Origin of the sequence: Mesorhizobium sp. CA6 (assembly GCF_020165035.1) — a bacterium.
GTDB lineage: Bacteria > Pseudomonadota > Alphaproteobacteria > Rhizobiales > Rhizobiaceae > Mesorhizobium.
The window spans coordinates 75,965-93,390 of record NZ_JAIUHI010000011.1; the positions used below are offsets into that span (position 1 = coordinate 75,965).

Here is a 17,426-nt window from a genome sequence, read left to right on the forward strand (position 1 = left end):
GTTGCAGGCGCTATCGGCCTTGGTAGATCGGCGTCGTGACCAGAAAAGACCGCGCAACGTTGCTGCCAGGATGCGCCGGGCCGGAAGGCCCGGGCGCTGGTGTGGCTGTCGCGCCATCGCGAAACCGCATATGCACCCGAAAGATGGGCATTATGCGGCCACTTCTCGGCGCTCATGCGACCGGACAAATTGCTGCAGCATCTCGAAGACAGGGCCCTTCATGTCGTCGCGCGCCAGGGCGAAAGCGATGGTGGCCTCGATAAAGCCCTCCTTGGAGCCGCAGTCGAACATGCGGCCGTCGAAAGGCCGGGCGTAGAAAGACTGGCTTTGGGCCAGCCGCACCATGGCGTCGGTGAGCTGGATTTCATTGCCGGCGCCGCGCTGCTGATTGCCGAGCAGGGCAAAGATCTCCGGCTGCAGAACGTAGCGACCGTTGATGTAGAAATTCGACGGCGCATTGGCCGGCGCGGGTTTTTCGACCATCGCCGTCACTTCGAAGCCGGATGCCACATCGGCGCCGCGGCCGACAATGCCGTATTTGCTGGTTTCGGCCGGGTCGCAGCGCTCGACGGCGATCACATTGCCGCCGGTCCGCTGATAGAGATCGACCGTCTCGGCGAGGCAGCCGCGCGCGCCGAAGGACACCATGTCGGGAAGCAGCAGCGCGAAAGGCTCATTGCCGATCACCTCGCGCGCGCACCATACGGCGTGGCCGAGGCCCTGCGGCGACTGCTGACGGATGAAGGAGGTGGCGCCGGCCTCCGGCAGCAGGCTTTCCAGCGCTTCGAGCTGCGCTTTCTTGCCGGTCTGCTCCAGCGTGCCGATCAGTTCAGGATGCAGGTCGAAATAGTCCTCGATGACCGCCTTGTTGCGGCCGGTGACGAAGACGATGTGCTCGATGCCGGCCTCGAACGCCTCGTCGACGGCATATTGCACGACAGGCTTGTCGACGACGGGCAGCATCTCCTTCGGCATCGACTTGGTCGCCGGCAGGAACCGCGTTCCGAGCCCCGCCACCGGGATGACTGCCTTCCTGACTTTCTGCATCTGCTCTTCCTTCTGAGAGAAAAGATTTCTACCTGTCGCCGGCTATCAAATCGCCCGCATGCTTCATCTCCCCACGCCCACGGCGAATTTGCGCCGCAAGCCTTCTGAGCCGAACCGCGATCGGCATCGACATATGCCCGATGGCGGCCGGATCCCTGAGCGCCGCGCCGATCGCCTTGAGCGGGGCGCGTGCCTTGATGTGCTGAACCAGGGACAGGAACGACGCCGCCTTGCGCAGGCTGCGGCCACGCCTTGCGAAAGCCGCCTTTGCGTCGCTGTCCATGGGATATGCCGCCGCGAACAGGGCATCGGCGCGCGTCATCGCCTCGACGTGATGCAGTTCGAGCACGCGCGAGATCGAGCCGGTGCGGATGTGGTAGGCATAACCGACGGTCGGCTCGACCACGCAACGGCCGCCGCTGGCCAGCGCGCTTGCGAGCAGAATGTAATCCTCGCCGATGCGCAGCCTCTCGTCGTAGCGCAGCTTGTTGTCGTTGAGGAACCGGCGCTGGAAGATCGGCTTGAGATAGCCGAAATTGAAGCGCGATTCGAAGACCAGATTGCCGGCGATGTAGTCGGCCAACGAGATTTCGCGCAAGCCTTCGAGATAGCCGGTCGGGAACATGGTGTCGTCGGGCGTGCCGTCCTCGCGCACGATCTGCACATTGTCGACCGCAATCTGGGCGCCCGCCGCTTCGGCGCGTGAGATCATCATGGCAAGGCGACCGGGAAGGACCGCATCGTCGGAATCGAGCACCGCCACCCAGCGGCCGCGCGCCAGGTCGAGGCCGGCATTGCGGGCGCCGCCCGGACCGCGATTGGCGGGCAGCGCCACCACCTTGACGACATCTTGCGGATAAGCGCGCGCCACATCCAGCGTGCCGTCGCTCGACTGGTCGTCGACGACGATGACCTCGACGGTCACGCCGAGTTGCGCGATCGCGCCGGCGATGGCGCGGTCGAGAGTCGCCTCGGCGTTGTAGGCGGCGATGACGAAGCTGACGTCAGGCTGCACGCTTGTTCCCTTGTTCTGGCGACGTGAGGCCGTATTGGCGGATTTCACGGACGCCGACCAAACCGCTGACGACACCAACGTGCATAATGCCGCGCAGCACGCTGCGGTTCCGCTGCACCGGGCTGATGGCGGTCAAAATAGCCATACCGAAGCAGTAGGCAGCCTTGGCCGAAGCGAGCCCGACCTGACCGGCGCGACGCAACCCGCCGGCGCCGTGTCCTATCAGGTGGCCATGCGTCTGGCCGAAGCGGAAGCGGCGGCGGCGCAGCCAGTCGAACGCGGCCCTGGCACGCGGCACGACCTCGTCGACGAAGGCTTGCGGAGCAAAGGCGATGCGGCCGCCGGCCTTGACCATGGCATCGAAAAACTCGGTGTCCTCACCGCCGGTCTGGCCGCGCGCCAGGCTGAAGCGCCGGCCGCGAAGGCTCGCGTCGGCCATTTTGAGCAACACGTTGCAGGTGTAGCCGGTGCGGATCTCGCCGCGCACCCAGACCGGCAAGGTGGAATGGAAGTCGCCCTTCTGCATCCAGTCCGGCGCGTCGGGGCGGTAATGCGCCCGCACCGGACCGAGCACCGCCGCAGCGCCCGTGGCATCGGCCGCCGCCATCAATTCGACCAGCCAGCGGGGCGACGCCGTCTCGTCGTCATCGATGAAGGCAACGAAGTCCGACACGCTGGCGTCGAGACAGGCGTTGCGGGCAATCGAGATGTTGCGCGCCGGCGCGTGACGATAGCGGACCGGCAGCTTCAATTCCTCGGCCAATGCTTTCACCAGCTTCTGCGCGCCGGGCTCATCGTCATTGTCGGCAACGACGATGCCAATCTCGGCTCCCGGCGGCTTCTCCAGCGCCGCGACGGAGCGCAGCGTGTCGGCCAGTTCCGGCCGGCGGAAGGTGCAGATGCAGATGTCGATCGAGCGGCCGGCCATCACGCCACCTTACGCTGCAATCGAGACGCCAACAGCTGCTGCCAGAAGCCGGCCGACCAGCCGAAATGCATGACCATCGCCGAGACGCCGGCGAGCGCTATGCCTGGGTTGCGCTGGCGTATCGCCGTCACCAGGCCGTAACCGAGGCACACCGCGGCCCATAAGAGGAACGGCAGCGCCGCCAGCCAGTGGACGAAGGAAAACAGGGCGAGCAGCACCACGGGCGCAACCAGCAGCGGAATCATCTGCCGAACCTTCGGCACCATGCGGTGCTTCAGCACGTTCCTGGCGCGACCGCGGCCATAGCCGAGATACTGGAAATAGAGGCTCTTCAGCGTCGAGCGCGGATAGTAGACCATCTGCGTCCTGCCGCTCATCCAGATGCGGTAGCCGGCCTGACGCAGGCGGTAGTCGAGCTCGGCGTCCTCATTGTGACTGAAGCTCTCGTCGTAGCCGCCGACATGCCTGAAGGCGGCGACGCGCATCAGCGCGTGGTGGCCGTGGTCGACCCATTCGCCTTCGGACATGTGCCGGTGCTTCGAGCCGCCGGTGCCGAGCTTGGAATTCTGCGCCGCCGCGACCGCCTTCTGCACGGCCCCGGTGCCGGCGGTCAGCATCGAAACGACGACCGAATCGGCGCCGGTGGCAAGGGTCTCCGCGACCAGCCGGTCGCAGTAGTCGTCCGGATAGCCGCCATGCGCGTCGATGCGGATGAGGTAGTCGACGCCTTCGCCAAGGGCCGCCACCGCGAGATTGATGGCGGCGCTCTGGAGGCGCTTCGGATTGGCGAGCAGGATAACCCGGGGATCCTTCGCCACGATTTTTTCGACGATGGCTTGCGTGCCGTCGGTGCTGCCGCCGTCGGCGACGACGATGCGGCCGCCGAGCCGGGCCGCCGCGGGCCCCAATTGGTCGAGCAGGCCGCCGATATGGGCGGCCTCGTTGAGGCAGGGAATGACGATCAGGATCGATGAGGCGGACTGCGCCATCGGTTTTTGTTCGCCCTGTTGCGCCATCACGCGGCCGCCTGTGTCGCAAAAGCCGAAGGCATGGCGGCGAGGCCGCGCAGCTTGTCGACGAAGGCCGCGCAGTCGCTGCGGTCGTAGCTCCAGGTCTTCGGATTGCGCGCCGACACGCGCGACCTCAGGCCGCGATATTCATCTTGATCCATCCGGCTCAGCATCGCCTCGAGGCTTTCGGGCGTCGCTTCGGGCAGGAGCACGCCGATATCCCGCTGCTTCAGGAACCTGCCGGTTTCGGTGTCCGCCATGGAGATCGGCACGGCGCCGAAGCGGCAGCCCTCGTAGAGGCGGTTGGGAAGCAGCCATTCGGAATTCTGGCCGGCCTCGAAAAAATCGATCGCCCAGGAGAAATGCACCTCACCGTAGATGGCTGCCATGTCCTCCGGATTGCGGTAGGGGCCGCGGAAGGAAAGCCACGGCTCGGCCTCGACGAAACCGTGAAAATCCGGAAATTCGGACAGCGCCGGACGGCCCCTGAGCACGACTTCGAAACGGCCCGCCTGCCGGCGGGTGAAATCGGCCAGCAGCTCCAGCGAGCGGCGGCAGCGCAGCGCGCCGAACCAGCCGATACGCCAGGGCGGCGGCAACGGGCTGTCGTCCTCGACAGAATGCGCGGCGACAACGGATGCTGCCTCGAAATATTTGTTCTCTATCAGCTCGACAGGTGCGACGATCTGCCCGAAAGGCTCGAAGTAATTGGCGATGAAGGCCGGCGAGCTCGTCACCAGAAGCTTCACGTCGCGCGCGAGATGGCGTTCGGCGCCACGCAGCGTCCTGCCGACGAAGTCGTCGCGCAGCACCAGGCGATGGATATCGAGGCATTCATAGACGATCGGCACGCTCGCCCCGAGCGCGCCGTTGGCGCGGCGGGCCAGCGCCAGCATTTCGAGGTTGCGCGCGATGATGAGATCAGGCTTGGGCACGGCGCCCAGCTTCGCGCCGATCGATATGGCTGCCTTGGCGACAGCGCCGATGCGCTGCGCGAATCGGCCGTCGCGCGTCGCGCCAAGGTCGACAGGCTCGATGCCTTCGATCTCGGCGACCGGGCTGGTGGTGCGGCGGAAGCCCGCCAGGGTAACCCTGGCGCCGCCTGCCTTGAGCATCTGTATTCTCCGGCGCACCGCCGGGTCGGATACGTCATGCACAAGGTACAAGACATGCAGCATGTAACTCGACCGCTGTTGGGCCCACCCATCGGGGATGCTAGTACAGCTTTTGCTGCATCGCAACAATTTTGGTGCGGCGTAGCAAGCGCCCGCACATTTTTTGTTGCACTGCAAAAATCATAGGCTACTCTCAGCCTGCTTGGCGTCGATCCGGATTTCGCGTTGGCTATCAGCGCGGAGCAGCACGCCAGATCGCGACGCGGATCGCGTGGCAGCACTCCGGCAAACATGCCGTTTAACCGCTGTGGCCTGGCCACGGACGCGAAACGAGGTTCCCATGAAAGTCGTGATCGAAAACACAGTGTGTCTGAACACTGGCGATGCCGCGATCCTTTTGGCTATCCGCCATATTCTCAGATCGATCGTCGGCGGCGATGTGCAGTTCCTGGTTTTCGACAGTCAGCCCGACGTCGCGGCCAGGCTTTACCCGAAGAAAGATTACCCGGATCTCGAATTCCACAAGCTGCTGTCGGAATCCCTGTTCAGGGATCAGCATGGCGGCGGGATAAAGGGCCGGCTCAAGTCGATCTACAATCGGGGAGTCTTGCGCGCCTTGCGCCGCTTTGCCCAAAACGGCGCTAGCAGCGTGTTCTTCAGCAGTAGCGACCGCCACGGCCTTGAGGCCTATGCGAGCGCCGACCTGGTGGTCACGACAGGCGGAACCTATCTCGTCGAGAACTACGATCTTGAAAAGCGGCTCAATCAATTCCGCATCGATGCGATCTTGGGCAAGGACCCGATCTTCTTCACGCAATCGCTCGGCCCGTTCAAGAAAAGTTACAATCGCCAGGAGCTAGGCCCGATCTTCGATCGGGCTCCGCTCATCCTGCTGCGTGATGAGCGATCCAGAAATCACATACTGGATCTGGTGAAAGACCCCGGCAAATGCCATGTGGTCGCCGATGCCGTCTTTGCCCTGGCTGATACCGACAGGATCAAGAAACATCTCGGCAGCGCACCGGCGCCGACGGGCCGAGTCGCTATTTCCGTCCGCCACTGGAGCTTCGTCAGCGACGGTGAGGATGGCATGCGCCGCTATCTCGATTCGATCCGGGAGATCGCCACAATTCTTGTCAGGGACCACGCCAAGGAGGTGACCTTCATCTCAACCTGCCAGGGTGTTCCGGAATATGCCCATGACGACGCCAGGACTGCGCGGGCGATCGTGGCCGAGCTCGACCCGGAAATCGCCAAACACGTCAATGTCGACGCCGCATTTCATACGCCCGACCAACTGATGGCGCTGGTGAAGGATTGCGACTTCGTTGTCGCCACGCGCATGCATATGATGATCATGTCGCTTTGCGTCGGCGCACCGGTGCTGCCGATCGCCTATGAATTCAAAACCAAGGAAGTCGCCAAGCGCATCGGTGTCGACGACCTTCTGCTCGACATCGATACCGTAACGCCGTCGGAAGCAGCCGAAAAACTCGGCAGATTCATCGCCAGTCTTGACCACTATCGCCGGGCAAGCCTCGAGGCCGTGCTGGAAGAGCATGCGTCGGCAATGTCGGCAACCAGGCCGTTGTCCTCCTTGATAGGCAACCGCTCACCCAATGTTGCTGGCGACGTTGGCAAGAGTGGCGAACAACGCCTTGCGCGACTGCGGAACAGCAAGCATGAGGGCCAAGGCGAACCCGTAGTTTAGGACAACCGCCACAAGGATCGTGAGCAGGTCCGACTGATTGGTCAGCAACGCCGGCAGCGACAGATATGAGAGCCAGGCGAGCAGGGACGAGACGATGAAGAGCCCCTGTATGCCCAGAAAATCGCCGGCGGTCACCGGGCCGACACGATGGATCAGGGCGGCAAGCACCGGGATGCGCAGCACGTAACCGCTGATGGCATAGGCAGCCGCGACGCCGATGGCGCCCCAATGCAGGCCGACGATGAAGGAGGCGACGGTCGTCAAAGACGAATAGATGCCCCAATGAAACATCGTCTTCGTCTTGCCCTGGCAGATGAATATCCACCCCGTGGTGCTCGATACGGATTGCATCAGGCCGGCGATGCCCAGCCAGGCGAAAATCGGCGCCACGGCCATCCAACGCTCGCCGAAGAGAAGCCTGACCACCTGCTCCGAAGTCAGTGTCAAGGTCGCAATGCCGGGCATGGTGATAACGGCCAGCAGCCAGTTTGTCCGGACATAGATGTCTCGAAATCGCTGCTTGTCCTCATGAATGCGGCTGAGCAGCGGCACCATGATACGCGTCAGCGGCTGGTTGATGTTCTGCAGCGGAAAGAGCAGAAGCTTGTAGGCGCGATCATAGTAACCCAGCTCGACCGCGCCGGAATATTTTCCGATGAGGATGTTGTCGAGGTTGCGAGACAGAAAATTGACAAGGTTGAAGCCCGTAAGGTTCGCCCCGAACCTGAATATGTCGGCGTCGACCTTCAGATTCGGCCAAGACGGCGTCCAGCGCGTCACCAACCAGCCGGCAACCAGCGCTACGACAGCTGACACAGCCGGACCCAAAACCAGAGACCAATAGCCAAGCCCTAAATACGCCGCGGTTGCGGTAGCGAGCAGCCCTACGGCCGCGGTGATTGCGTCGTTGAGCGCAAGCTGGCCGAATTGCAGATGGCGGTTCATCAGGGCAAGCGGCACCGCGGCAAGACTGCCAAAAAGCAGCGGCACGGCGGAAGCAAGTGTTATCCCCCACATTCGCTGATCGCCGTAGAAAGCGGCAATGGCGGGGGCCAGGCAAGCCACTACCGCCCCGGCGCACAGGCCGACAACCGCGCTCAGCCAGAAGACCTGGTTGAGTTGCCGTTGATCGATCTCCTTGCGCTGGATGACCGCCTGCTGCAGGCCCAGATCCTGAAGCAGGCCGACGAAGGCCACGATCGGTCCCACGGAAGCCACCAGGCCGAAATCCTCGGGGACGAGCAGCCGGGCAAGGATGACGACCGAAAGGAACTGGATCGCTATCTTGAAGCCTTGCGCGCCGGCCGTGACCAGCCCGCCGCGCAAGGCAACGCGACCAAATTGCGGGGGCGGCGGATTGGCATTCATGTGACGGATCCGGTCTCCCCTAGCCGCGCAACGATCTGCGCAAAGCGTTCATTCAAGGTATCGGCATTGAAATCGGCCTCGACCTTCCTTCGAGCGGCAAGCGCTATCGGCTCGCACAGGCCCGGGTTCTCGGCGATCCAGGTGAGTTTGCCGGCAAGCGCGGCGACGTCCCTTTCGGGCACGAGGAAGCCAGTCTTGCGATCCTCGATCAGCTCCGGAATTCCCGAATGGTAGGTGCTGACAGCGATCAAGCCGCCGGCCATCGCCTCCATGAGCGCAACCGGTATTCCTTCCAGATCGCCGTCTCGCCCGGCGACGCTTGGCAGCAGGAAGACATGGGCGTCGCGCAGGCGCTGCTTCACCTCGCCGTGCGGACGCGGTCCGAGGAAGGTCACCCTGTCGGCAATGCCGAGGTCGACGGCTGTAAGCTTCAATTCCTCCAGCAATTCCCCGCCGCCGATCACCGAATAGGTCCAATCGCGGTGCGGCAGGCTAGCGAGGGCGCGAAGCGCATATTCGGTCCCCTTTTTCTCGGTCAGCCGGCAGACCGAGATGAAAGACAGCGTACGTCCCTGCCAGGAACGCCAGCGATATTCGATCTCGCTTGGGCGAATGCCCATGTGGTGAACCGCGACTTGTGCCGGCGCGGCACCGGCATCGATCAGGGCCTGACGGAAGAATGCGTTCACAGGGAGCTGGAGAGCCCCTTGTTCGAAAACGGGCCTGTACTGGTCCAGGGTGCCGTCATGCAACGGCCTGCCGACATCGGTGCCATGGAATATGGTCACCAAAGGCGCGGAAATCCTGCGCCGCTTCAAGACGCGGGCGACGCGCAGGCCGTTATGGCCAAAATGCGCCACGATCACATCGACGTTTCGCAGCTTTTGTGCGTTGGCCAGGTCGATAAAGGTCGAAAGCTTGTCCCAAAATCTGCCGGACCATTTCCGGAGCAGTGAGCGGTAGCGATTCAGGCCACCCCACCAGGAAACGACAGGGCCGGGCAATGTCTGCCAACGTGCATCGTCCACATTGCTATCCTTGCCAAAAGCCATCTCGTTGCAGACGACGCTGACTTTCATTCCCCTTTCAAGGCATCCGGCAATCTGATCGAGCACGAATGTCTCAGACAAAGTGGGAAATTTATCGACTACGAAGCAAATCCTCATCGGCAGGATGTTCTCGCCCAAATCAGGCTGGAAACGTCGCCGGCAGGGCCTGACGCATGCGGCATGAACTTTGACTCCTGTCGGCGCAACCTATTGCAGGTTCTGCCGCATCGCAACATTTTTGGTGCAGTGCAGCAAACGGTTCCCCCTCCTTGCTTGCAAGCTACGCAGCGTGGCGGACGCCCTGCCGAGCCGCTCTTTCGAGCAGATCGAGAAACACCACCAATTGCCGCGCGGGATCGAGCTCCGGGCGCTTGGAGAAGGCCAGAGCCGAGGCCGAAAGCCGCTCGTATTCCTGGCGATCATTCCACAGGCGCGTCACCGCCGACGCCCAGTCGGTAAGCGGGGCGTCGTAGTCGAGCACCACGCCGCCGGGACCGATGGCTTCGGGCAGGCCGCCGCGCCTCGAGCCCACGACAGGGATGCCGCTGCAATGCGCCTCGGACGCGACGCGGCCCCAGGCTTCCTCCCATTTGCTCGGGGCAAGCAGGATCCTGGTGCGGCCATAGACCGTCTTCATGTCGTCGGTGCGGTTTTCCAGCGTGACGTTCGAGAGCGGCGCGATGGTCTTTTCGATGCGGGCACGATGCTCGTCCTCCAGTTTCCAGCTCTCCACGAACAGGAAGGGAATCTCCGGGCAGGCGGCCGCAATCCTCACCGCCAGATCGAACCCCTTCTCCTCATAGGGATTGATCATGGTGACGAATTCGCCGGTCGTATGCGTGCAGTAGAGCGCGTCGTTGATGGTCGGCGGAAGAACGGTGGACTCGATGCCGAATTTTTCCTTGTAGGTGCGCGCCGTGAATTCCGAATTGGCGATGTACAAAGCCGAATTGAGTTCGCGCGGATCGCCGGCGAGCTCGTGAAATTCGACATTATGCAGATAGACGACCAGCGGCACGCCTTCGGCAAGAAGCGCCTTTCCGAGCAGGACGGATTTGTGGCACTGCACGACCGCGACGTCCGGTGTGGTCTTCTCGACGGCGAAGCCGGCCGCCTCCCAGGGGAACCAGGCGCGCATCACCGGGTAGCCGGGGAAATTGTCGACAACCGCGGGCTGCCGCAGCAGCTTCATCTTGGCACGCGCCTTGAGGCCGAACATGCCGTCGCCGAACAGCGAGGCGAGGACCGACGCCTGATGGCCGTGCTCGATCAGCTGTTCGACCAGGTGATGCGTGTTGGATTGCACGCCGCCGGTGAACTCGGGAATGTACCCGTTGCCGCTTGCAAAAAGCACTTTCATCGTTCTGCTCCTAATTCGGCCCGGGCGAGTATCCGAAAGCCACGGCTCATCAGCTTGCGCCGCGCGCCAAGGAAAGCTTCGACGTCATCGCCCGACACAGCCGGCCGAGCGAAGCGGAAAGCGACAGCGCCGAATACTCCCGCAACAATTTCGAAGCCGGGATCACCTTTCCCGCCTTCAGGTCCCGCGCCAGATAATGCGGGAAGGAATGCATGTATTCCCTGACGATGTCGGCCTTCAGCGGTCCCGACCTCCAGGCCTTCACCGCCGAGACGAATTCGTCGGCCGGGGCGGATGCCAAACCTGTATCGTAGGCTTCGAACGTACGCCGCACGATGGCGCGTTCCTTGTCGCTGAGCGACGTCTTTCCGGCTCGTTCGGCAAGCAGGGCGTAGCGGCGGATGTCCTCGGCCGCGTGATGCCACAGACCCTTCCTGGCCATGATGCTCGACCGCTGCAGCAGCGCCTGCATCTCGAGATCGGCCGTCCTCGGCAGGGCCTGCTCCGAGCGATCCAGATACTCATGCAGATCGACCGACTTGTAGACCTCTTCCATGATCGCCCGGTCGTACGCGCCCCAGGCCTTGATCCGGTCGGTGTAGGAAATGACCACCTTGGTGCTGCCGCGGACCATGTCGTGCTGGCGCTGGAAGAACATCAAGCCATCAACCCTGATGCCCTTGAACCGGCGTGCAAGCCTCAACATCATCTCGTAGTCCTGCGACCGGACCAGGGTCTCGTTGAAGCCACCCACCTCGTCGTAGCATTTGCGGCGCACCAGGAGGCCCGGCTGGTGGACGTGGCAATATTCGAGATGCGACGGGAAGAAATTGTCCTGGCTGACATGTCCGAAGGCGACGATCTCGTAATCCTGCTCCTCGATCTGGGCCGAACGCTGGAAACGCGCATATTCGCCGAATGCGAAATCAGCGGCCGGCTCGCGCTCGAAGGCGGCGAGAAACCGCTCAAGCGCCGTCGGGTGCGCGACGTCGTCGTCATCGAATATCCAGACGAAATCTCCTGTGCAGCGCTTCAGGGCAAAATTCAGCGCCGTCGATTTCCCGCCATTTTCCTTGCGGTAGTATTCCACCGGCGCCGGGAAAGAGGCCGCCACCGCGCCGGTATCGTCCGTCGAGCCGTCGTCCACGATCAGGATCTGATCCGGCATCACGGTCTGCCGCAGCAGGCTGCCGATGGATTCGGGCAGGAATTTTTGCCGGTTGAAGGTGGGGACGATGACGGTGACCGTCGGTTTGCGCTGCGCAGCCATTGATGACCTCATACTGTTGCCGATGCTCCGTTCGCCGGCATGAATCCACAGCCATGGCGACGGCCATTGTCCTTGAGGCAATCAGCCCTCATGCCGCCATCCTGCCGATCGAGAAGTATTCGATGCCGTAGCGCGCGATCACCTTGGGATCGTAGAGATTGCGGCCGTCGAAGATGACCGGCGTGTTCAGCGCATCCTTGAGCGCGTCGAAGGACGGCGCGCGGAAGCTCTTCCATTCGGTGCAGATCAAAAGCGCGTCGGCGCCGCGCAGCGCCGCTTCCTTGGTGCCGCACAAAAGCAGATCCTCGCGCAGGCCGTAGATCGCCTGGCACTCCTGCATCGCCTCGGGATCGTAGGCCTGCACCTTGGCGCCGGCCGCCCACAACGCTTCCATCAGCGTGCGCGCCGGCGCCTCGCGCATGTCGTCGGTGTTGGGCTTGAAGGCGAGCCCCCAGACGGCAAAGGTCTTGCCCCTCAGCGCGCCCTTGAAATAGTGGTTGACCTTGTCGAACAGGACCGACTTCTGCGCATTGTTGCGCTCCTCGACGGCGCGCAGCAGCTTGGCGTCGAACTTCACGCCCTCGGCGGTCTTGATCAGCGCGCGCACATCCTTGGGAAAGCACGAGCCGCCATAGCCGAGGCCGGGATAGATGAAGTGGTAGCCGATGCGCGGATCCGAGCCGATGCCCTTGCGCACCTCCTCGATGTCGGCGCCCAGCTGCTCGGCGAGATTGGCCATCTCGTTCATGAAGCTGATCTTGGTCGCCAGCATGCAGTTGGCGGCGTATTTGGTGAATTCGGCGCTGCGCACGTCCATCACGATCATCTTCTCGTGGTTGCGGTTGAACGGCGCGTAGAGCTCGCGCATCACCATCTCGGTGTCCTCGCTGGAGGTGCCGACGATGATGCGGTCCGGCTTCATGCAATCGGCGACCGCCGAGCCTTCCTTGAGGAATTCGGGGTTCGAGGCGACGTCGAAGGCGAGATCCTCGCGGCCGCGCCTCTTCAGCGTTTCGGCGATCCTGGCCTTCACCTTCTCGCAAGTGCCGACCGGCACGGTCGACTTGCCGACGACGATCTTGGCGCTGTCCATCTCACGGCCGATGGTCTCGGCGACGGCCAGCACATATTTCAGATCGGCCGAGCCATCCTCGCCGGGCGGCGTGCCGACCGCGATCATCTGGATCTGGCCATGCCTGACCGCCGCCGCCGCGTCGGTGGTGAAGCGGATGCGGCCGGCCGCGTGGTTTTCTCTGACGAGAGCCTCGAGGCCCGGTTCGAAAATCGGAACCAAGCCCTGGTTGAGCCGCTCCACCTTCTTCTCGTCAATATCGACGCACACCACCTCATGGCCGACCTCGGCCAGCACAGCGGCCTGCACGAGACCGACATAGCCAATCCCAAATACCGTCAAATTCATTTGGTTCTATTCCTGTCAAAGGCCGGGCCGCAAAAGCGGTCCGGCCGGTTCAGATGTCCCCAGGCCAAACGGCCAAGTTGGTTCGGCATGATCCTATCCCAAAATCAGCTCCACTTTGGGGGATCATGCCTAGTTGGAATTGCTAATGCTGCATGCCAGCGATTCCGGGAATTGGCATGGCTGGCCCAAAGCGGTGAAAGCGACGCGCTTGACCTCCATGGTCACCTTGCTGCCGGGATCGACAAAGGCGCCCATCCAGTTGGCCAGCTTGTCGCTGCCCCAGAGGCTGAAGAAGATTTTCTGCGAATGCTTCGGCAACTCGTCGGGGTTGGTCACCTCATGGACGAGCTTGCCGTTGACGTACCAGCGCAGCCGGTCCTTCTCCCAGACGAAGCCATAATCGTTGAAGCCCTTGTCGGCGCCGCCTTCGACGTCGACAAGTTTGCCGTTCTTCGGCTTGCCCTGAATGTAGCTGTTGACCTGCACCTTGGACGGATCCTTGGTGAGGACCTCGAAGTCGATCTCGTCCCAAGGCTGTTTGTCCTGCGGGCCGATATAGGAGAAGAAGGCGGCGTTGAGGCCGGAGCCGGTGCCGGTCTTCATCCGTGCCTCATAGACGCCGTAGCCGTAGCGCTGCTTGGTCTGGATCTCGGCGCAGGCGAACTCGCGGTCCTTCAGCTTGCGCTTTTCGAAGCCCAGCGAAAGCACGCCGTCGGAAAGCCGCACGAGATCCTTCGACCACGTGCAGTTCTGATGGGCGCCATTGGTCCAGCCGTCCGAGACGAACCAGCGGGACTGGTTGAAATTCGAGAAATTGTCGACGAAGGACGGCGCGCTTTGCAGCTCTTGCTGCGCCGCTTGCGCATGCGCGGGATGCGGGCTCGCCGCAAGGGCCGCAGCGACCGCAAACAGGGCGCCGACCACGCCAAGCCTCAGGCTGGTTAATCCGCTCCCTGGCGCCTGCGATACCTCGCAAGCCGCCTCGGTGGAGGTGTTGTCCGGATCTGCGTTCATAACAAACTCACCTTGTGTTGTCCGCCCAACCCAAAGTCATCCTCGGTTCGCATGAGCGAGCCGCTTCCGATCTTCCGCCCTGTGAACTCCTCTAATGTCCTGTAACGTCTCGTACCGATGACGGCGCCTGACGCGCCGTCAGCCTCTTGCCGTCGCCTGCGCAGCAGACCGCTCGGCACCATCCTCGACGATCGCGTCGAGCGAATGACGCAGTTCCTTCACCAGGCCTTTCTGGCGAACGAGCTCCGCAATGCGCCGCTCGCAGTTCAGGATCGACTTGGTCATCGCGGCGACATCCGATCCCTTGCTGGCCGACGCCGAACCATTCTCCATCGCCTCGACCAGAAAGGCGGCGTTGGCAGCCGTCGACTTATAACGATTCTCCAGTCCGGTTTTCTCCGCCTCAATCTCGGCCGCGATCTGGTCGAACAGCTTCGCCAGCCGGTCGAAACGCTGGAGATCGGTCTGCCGGTCGCGAGCCGGATCCCGGGATCTGAAGCTAAAAATCGAAGCCATCCTATTGGCCTTTCGAAATTGCTGCATTGCAACATAGACTGCCATTCCAGCAGCGACTAGGCAACATCATAGTTTTCGGAATGCGATTTTTTGAGGGACGGCGGTTTCCGGGACAATGCGCGATCACCCGTTTGCGGCGCTGGTTGCCGCCATCAGGAAGCGCGTCGGCGGCATTTGCTGCCGCGCAACAATCCCGGTGCGGCGGAACAGCGCGTCGAGCTTGTCGGTGGCGACGCCGCGCACGATCGGGATCAGATTCGATTGGCTTGCGAAAGCGTAGGCCGCGGCCGATGCCAGCCCACGCTCGGCCTTCACATCAAGGAAGTTGCGCAGCCGGTATTTGTCGCGGACATGGCGCTCATGGCGCCGCAAGGCGGCCTTCGAGCGCTCCAGAAGGCTGTCTATCTGGAGCAGCGCCAGATCGGCATCGGCAAGGCGCTTCAAATCCTGCGTCCTGTGGCGGCCGCTCAGCGAATCGGCGCGCACGATCGCGCCATAACCGCAGGACTTGATGATCTTGAACCGAGCCCCGTAAGCAACAGCGCGCGCGTAGAGTTCGTAGTCCTCGCCAAGCCTGAGGTTCTCGTCGTAGCTCAACCCATGCCGCTCGAGGAAAGCCCGGCTGATCACCGGCTTGAGGAAACCGAGCTCGCCGCGCCGCACACGGCGGCGCGAGATGTTGCCGTCGATGAAGCGCTCGAAATCGAGAAATTCCGGCTCGGCCGCGAAAGGCGGCGCTGCGACCTTGGCGAGGTCGGTCGCGGCATCGTCGCGGATCAGCATGATGTTGTCGGCGGCGAAGTCCCAGTCGGTGCTGGCGAAAAGCCGGCGGAAGCGGCCTTCGAGGAAGAAATCGTCGGCGTCGAGAATGCTGATGAAGGGCGATTTGGAGGCCTGGATGGCGGCGTTGCGCGCGGCGGAAGGACCGCGATTGACGTCGAAACGGATGACCGCAAGCCGGCCGCTGCCATCGTCGGCGGCCAAAGCCACATCCCGGGTGTCGTCGGTGGAGGCGTCGTCGACCACGATGACTTCGGCGACTTCGGCCTCGCGCAGCGCCGAAGCGATGGCGCCGGGAATGGTGCGCGCCGCATTGCGCGCGGCGATGATGACGCAGACCCCCGAGGTCGTTATGGGCGTCGTCACGGGCATGGGCTCACCTTTCGCTTGCATGATTGGCCGCCCCGCCCACGATTCTGATCATTTCGCTCCGCGCCGGCCCGGCCGTGGCCGGGCGCTCGAAGATGCGCCGGCTGAGGTCGGCGGAGGCCGCCCAGCCGGCTTCAGCCAGGTAGCGGACCGGCTCGCGGCCGCAGAGTTCCCACAGCACATGGCGCCGCTGCGGCCAGCGCAGGGACGCGAGCCACGGCGCCATGACCATGTGGAAGAGGTCGGCGTTGTCGATGCGGGCCAGCATGCGGGTGGCGCGATCCGAAAGCAGCGTGCCGTCGCCGCCGAGCAGCACGTCGGCGGCGCGCAACCCCAAGAGCAGCGTATCCGCCAGACCCTGTTCAGCGGCGTGGTCGAGCACCCTCCGCTGCTCGGCTTCGCTCAGGCGGCTGACGCTGGCTCTGACGTCGCAGACATAGCCGGCGCAGGGCTCGCGGTTGAAAAAGGCCTTGGCGACGCTGATCGCGGACAAAAGCAAGGTGTCGGCGGCCGAGATGATCGGCATGGCGGCGCCGGCCAACCCGACTTCGCGCTTGCGGCGCAGGAAGCCGTCGGTGTCGCGCGGGCTGGGCGAACCCGGCTGCTGCAGCCGGTGGTGGAGGTCAACTGTCGAGGCCCTCGCGCCGTCTTCGCGCACCATATGCTGCTCACCGAGGAAGCGCACCCACCAGACCGAACGCGACTTGCCGGCAACCTCATAGCCCATCGTGCGCAACGCATCGCGGGCCTTGGCGAAACCGGTCGGCGAAACCAGTATATCGACGTCGCCGGATGGCTTCATGAAGTGGTCGCCATAAAGCAGATGCTGCTGGAGCGGCCCCTTGAGGAAGACGAAATCGACCTGCCTGTCGCGCAGCACACGAGCGATGGCCACCGAATCGCCAATGCAGGCGACATTCATCGACATGGTACGCCGGCGGTAGCTGTCGAGCCAGCCAGGCAACTCCGCAGGCGCGGTATTCGCGGGCGCCCGCGCGAGCGCCTTGAGCAGGAACACGGCGACCTTGTTCAGCCTGGCGATGTCGGCGACATTGGTTGCCGAAATTGGGGCCGCCGAGATTGTGGTCGCCGTGATCGGGGTGGCCGACACCGTCGGCGCGGGCACATCGACCCGGCCATCCGTGATGTTGGCTCGTGGCGCGAAAAACAGCCTCAGGCAGGCCTGCACATAAGCGACTTCGTCGGCGCAGCCGGCGGCGCGCAGCCTTTCATAGGAGCCATCCTGCACCGCCATGCCCGATGTCGTTCTCCGCAAAATGCCGCCCAAAGGGTTTATACTGCACCTGCGAAGAAAAGCATCGGAAAAATTGACGCGCTCACGCCAAAAGCGGCTGAGGTCGCCTCCTGACCGCAACCCCAGCGTTTAAAATCGCCTCACGTTCAATCACTTTTGAAGACAATTCCGGGGCGTCCCGGCTGGCCGGAAAATGACG

At 63.1% G+C, this 17,426-nt stretch carries 15 protein-coding genes; 1 reads left to right on the forward strand and 14 read right to left on the reverse strand.

The window, feature by feature from the left end; all coding sequences use genetic code 11:
• Positions 1-150 precede the first annotated feature (150 nt).
• The 5 genes from galU to LB526_RS18000 are packed head-to-tail and all read right to left on the reverse strand — an operon-like array spanning position 151 to position 5,178.
• Positions 151-1,047: a UTP--glucose-1-phosphate uridylyltransferase GalU gene (gene galU / locus LB526_RS17980; RefSeq protein ID WP_095766145.1), complete on the reverse strand. Its 897-nt coding sequence runs from the start codon at positions 1,045-1,047 to the stop codon at positions 151-153.
• Between the two features lie 28 nt (positions 1,048-1,075).
• Positions 1,076-2,062, reverse strand: a complete 987-nt coding sequence (locus tag LB526_RS17985) for a glycosyltransferase family 2 protein (protein WP_224628931.1) — start codon at positions 2,060-2,062, stop codon at positions 1,076-1,078.
• A complete protein-coding gene (locus tag LB526_RS17990) occupies positions 2,052-2,990 on the reverse strand; it encodes a glycosyltransferase (RefSeq protein WP_224628933.1) in 939 nt (312 codons plus the stop codon). The genes LB526_RS17985 and LB526_RS17990 overlap by 11 nt, the downstream gene beginning before the upstream one ends.
• Positions 2,990-3,979: a glycosyltransferase family 2 protein gene (locus LB526_RS17995; protein ID WP_224629072.1), complete on the reverse strand. Its 990-nt coding sequence runs from the start codon at positions 3,977-3,979 to the stop codon at positions 2,990-2,992. The genes LB526_RS17990 and LB526_RS17995 overlap by 1 nt, the downstream gene beginning before the upstream one ends.
• Positions 3,980-4,005: 26 nt before the next feature.
• Positions 4,006-5,178 (reverse strand): glycosyl transferase family 1, encoded by a 1,173-nt coding sequence (locus LB526_RS18000; protein ID WP_224545090.1) that lies wholly within the window; start codon positions 5,176-5,178, stop codon positions 4,006-4,008.
• Between the two features lie 208 nt (positions 5,179-5,386).
• On the opposite strand from LB526_RS18000, the gene LB526_RS18005 reads away from it, so the two are divergent.
• Positions 5,387-6,826 (forward strand): polysaccharide pyruvyl transferase family protein, encoded by a 1,440-nt coding sequence (locus LB526_RS18005; protein WP_224628935.1) that lies wholly within the window; start codon positions 5,387-5,389, stop codon positions 6,824-6,826.
• Here the strand turns inward: LB526_RS18005 and LB526_RS18010 are convergent.
• The 9 genes from LB526_RS18010 to LB526_RS18050 form a co-directional block, all read right to left on the reverse strand.
• A complete protein-coding gene (locus tag LB526_RS18010; protein WP_224602441.1) occupies positions 6,728-8,194 on the reverse strand; it encodes a lipopolysaccharide biosynthesis protein in 1,467 nt (488 codons plus the stop codon). The two genes, LB526_RS18005 and LB526_RS18010, sit on opposite strands and share 99 nt — an antisense overlap.
• Positions 8,191-9,381: a glycosyltransferase gene (locus tag LB526_RS18015; protein WP_224628937.1), complete on the reverse strand. Its 1,191-nt coding sequence runs from the start codon at positions 9,379-9,381 to the stop codon at positions 8,191-8,193. Before LB526_RS18015 ends, LB526_RS18010 begins: the two co-directional genes overlap by 4 nt.
• Positions 9,382-9,523: 142 nt before the next feature.
• Positions 9,524-10,603, reverse strand: coding sequence for a glycosyltransferase (locus LB526_RS18020; protein ID WP_140845618.1), 1,080 nt, complete (start codon positions 10,601-10,603; stop codon positions 9,524-9,526).
• 49 nt (positions 10,604-10,652) lie between these two features.
• Entirely contained in the window at positions 10,653-11,873 is a 1,221-nt protein-coding gene (locus LB526_RS18025) for a glycosyltransferase family 2 protein (protein ID WP_224628939.1), read from the reverse strand.
• Positions 11,874-11,961: 88 nt separating this feature from the next.
• The gene (locus tag LB526_RS18030; protein ID WP_224628941.1) at positions 11,962-13,293 is read right to left on the reverse strand and encodes a UDP-glucose dehydrogenase family protein; all 1,332 of its coding nucleotides are present in this window, start codon (positions 13,291-13,293) and stop codon (positions 11,962-11,964) included.
• 129 nt (positions 13,294-13,422) lie between these two features.
• Positions 13,423-14,307, reverse strand: coding sequence for a glycoside hydrolase family 16 protein (locus tag LB526_RS18035; protein ID WP_224628943.1), 885 nt, complete (start codon positions 14,305-14,307; stop codon positions 13,423-13,425).
• A 138-nt stretch (positions 14,308-14,445) separates the two neighbouring features.
• Positions 14,446-14,823, reverse strand: coding sequence for a hypothetical protein (locus LB526_RS18040; RefSeq protein ID WP_095769312.1), 378 nt, complete (start codon positions 14,821-14,823; stop codon positions 14,446-14,448).
• Between the two features lie 123 nt (positions 14,824-14,946).
• Positions 14,947-15,975, reverse strand: coding sequence for a glycosyltransferase family 2 protein (locus LB526_RS18045; protein WP_224628945.1), 1,029 nt, complete (start codon positions 15,973-15,975; stop codon positions 14,947-14,949).
• Positions 15,976-15,979: 4 nt separating this feature from the next.
• Positions 15,980-17,227, reverse strand: a complete 1,248-nt coding sequence (locus LB526_RS18050) for a nucleotidyltransferase family protein (RefSeq protein ID WP_224628946.1) — start codon at positions 17,225-17,227, stop codon at positions 15,980-15,982.
• Between the last annotated feature and the right edge of the window lie 199 nt (positions 17,228-17,426).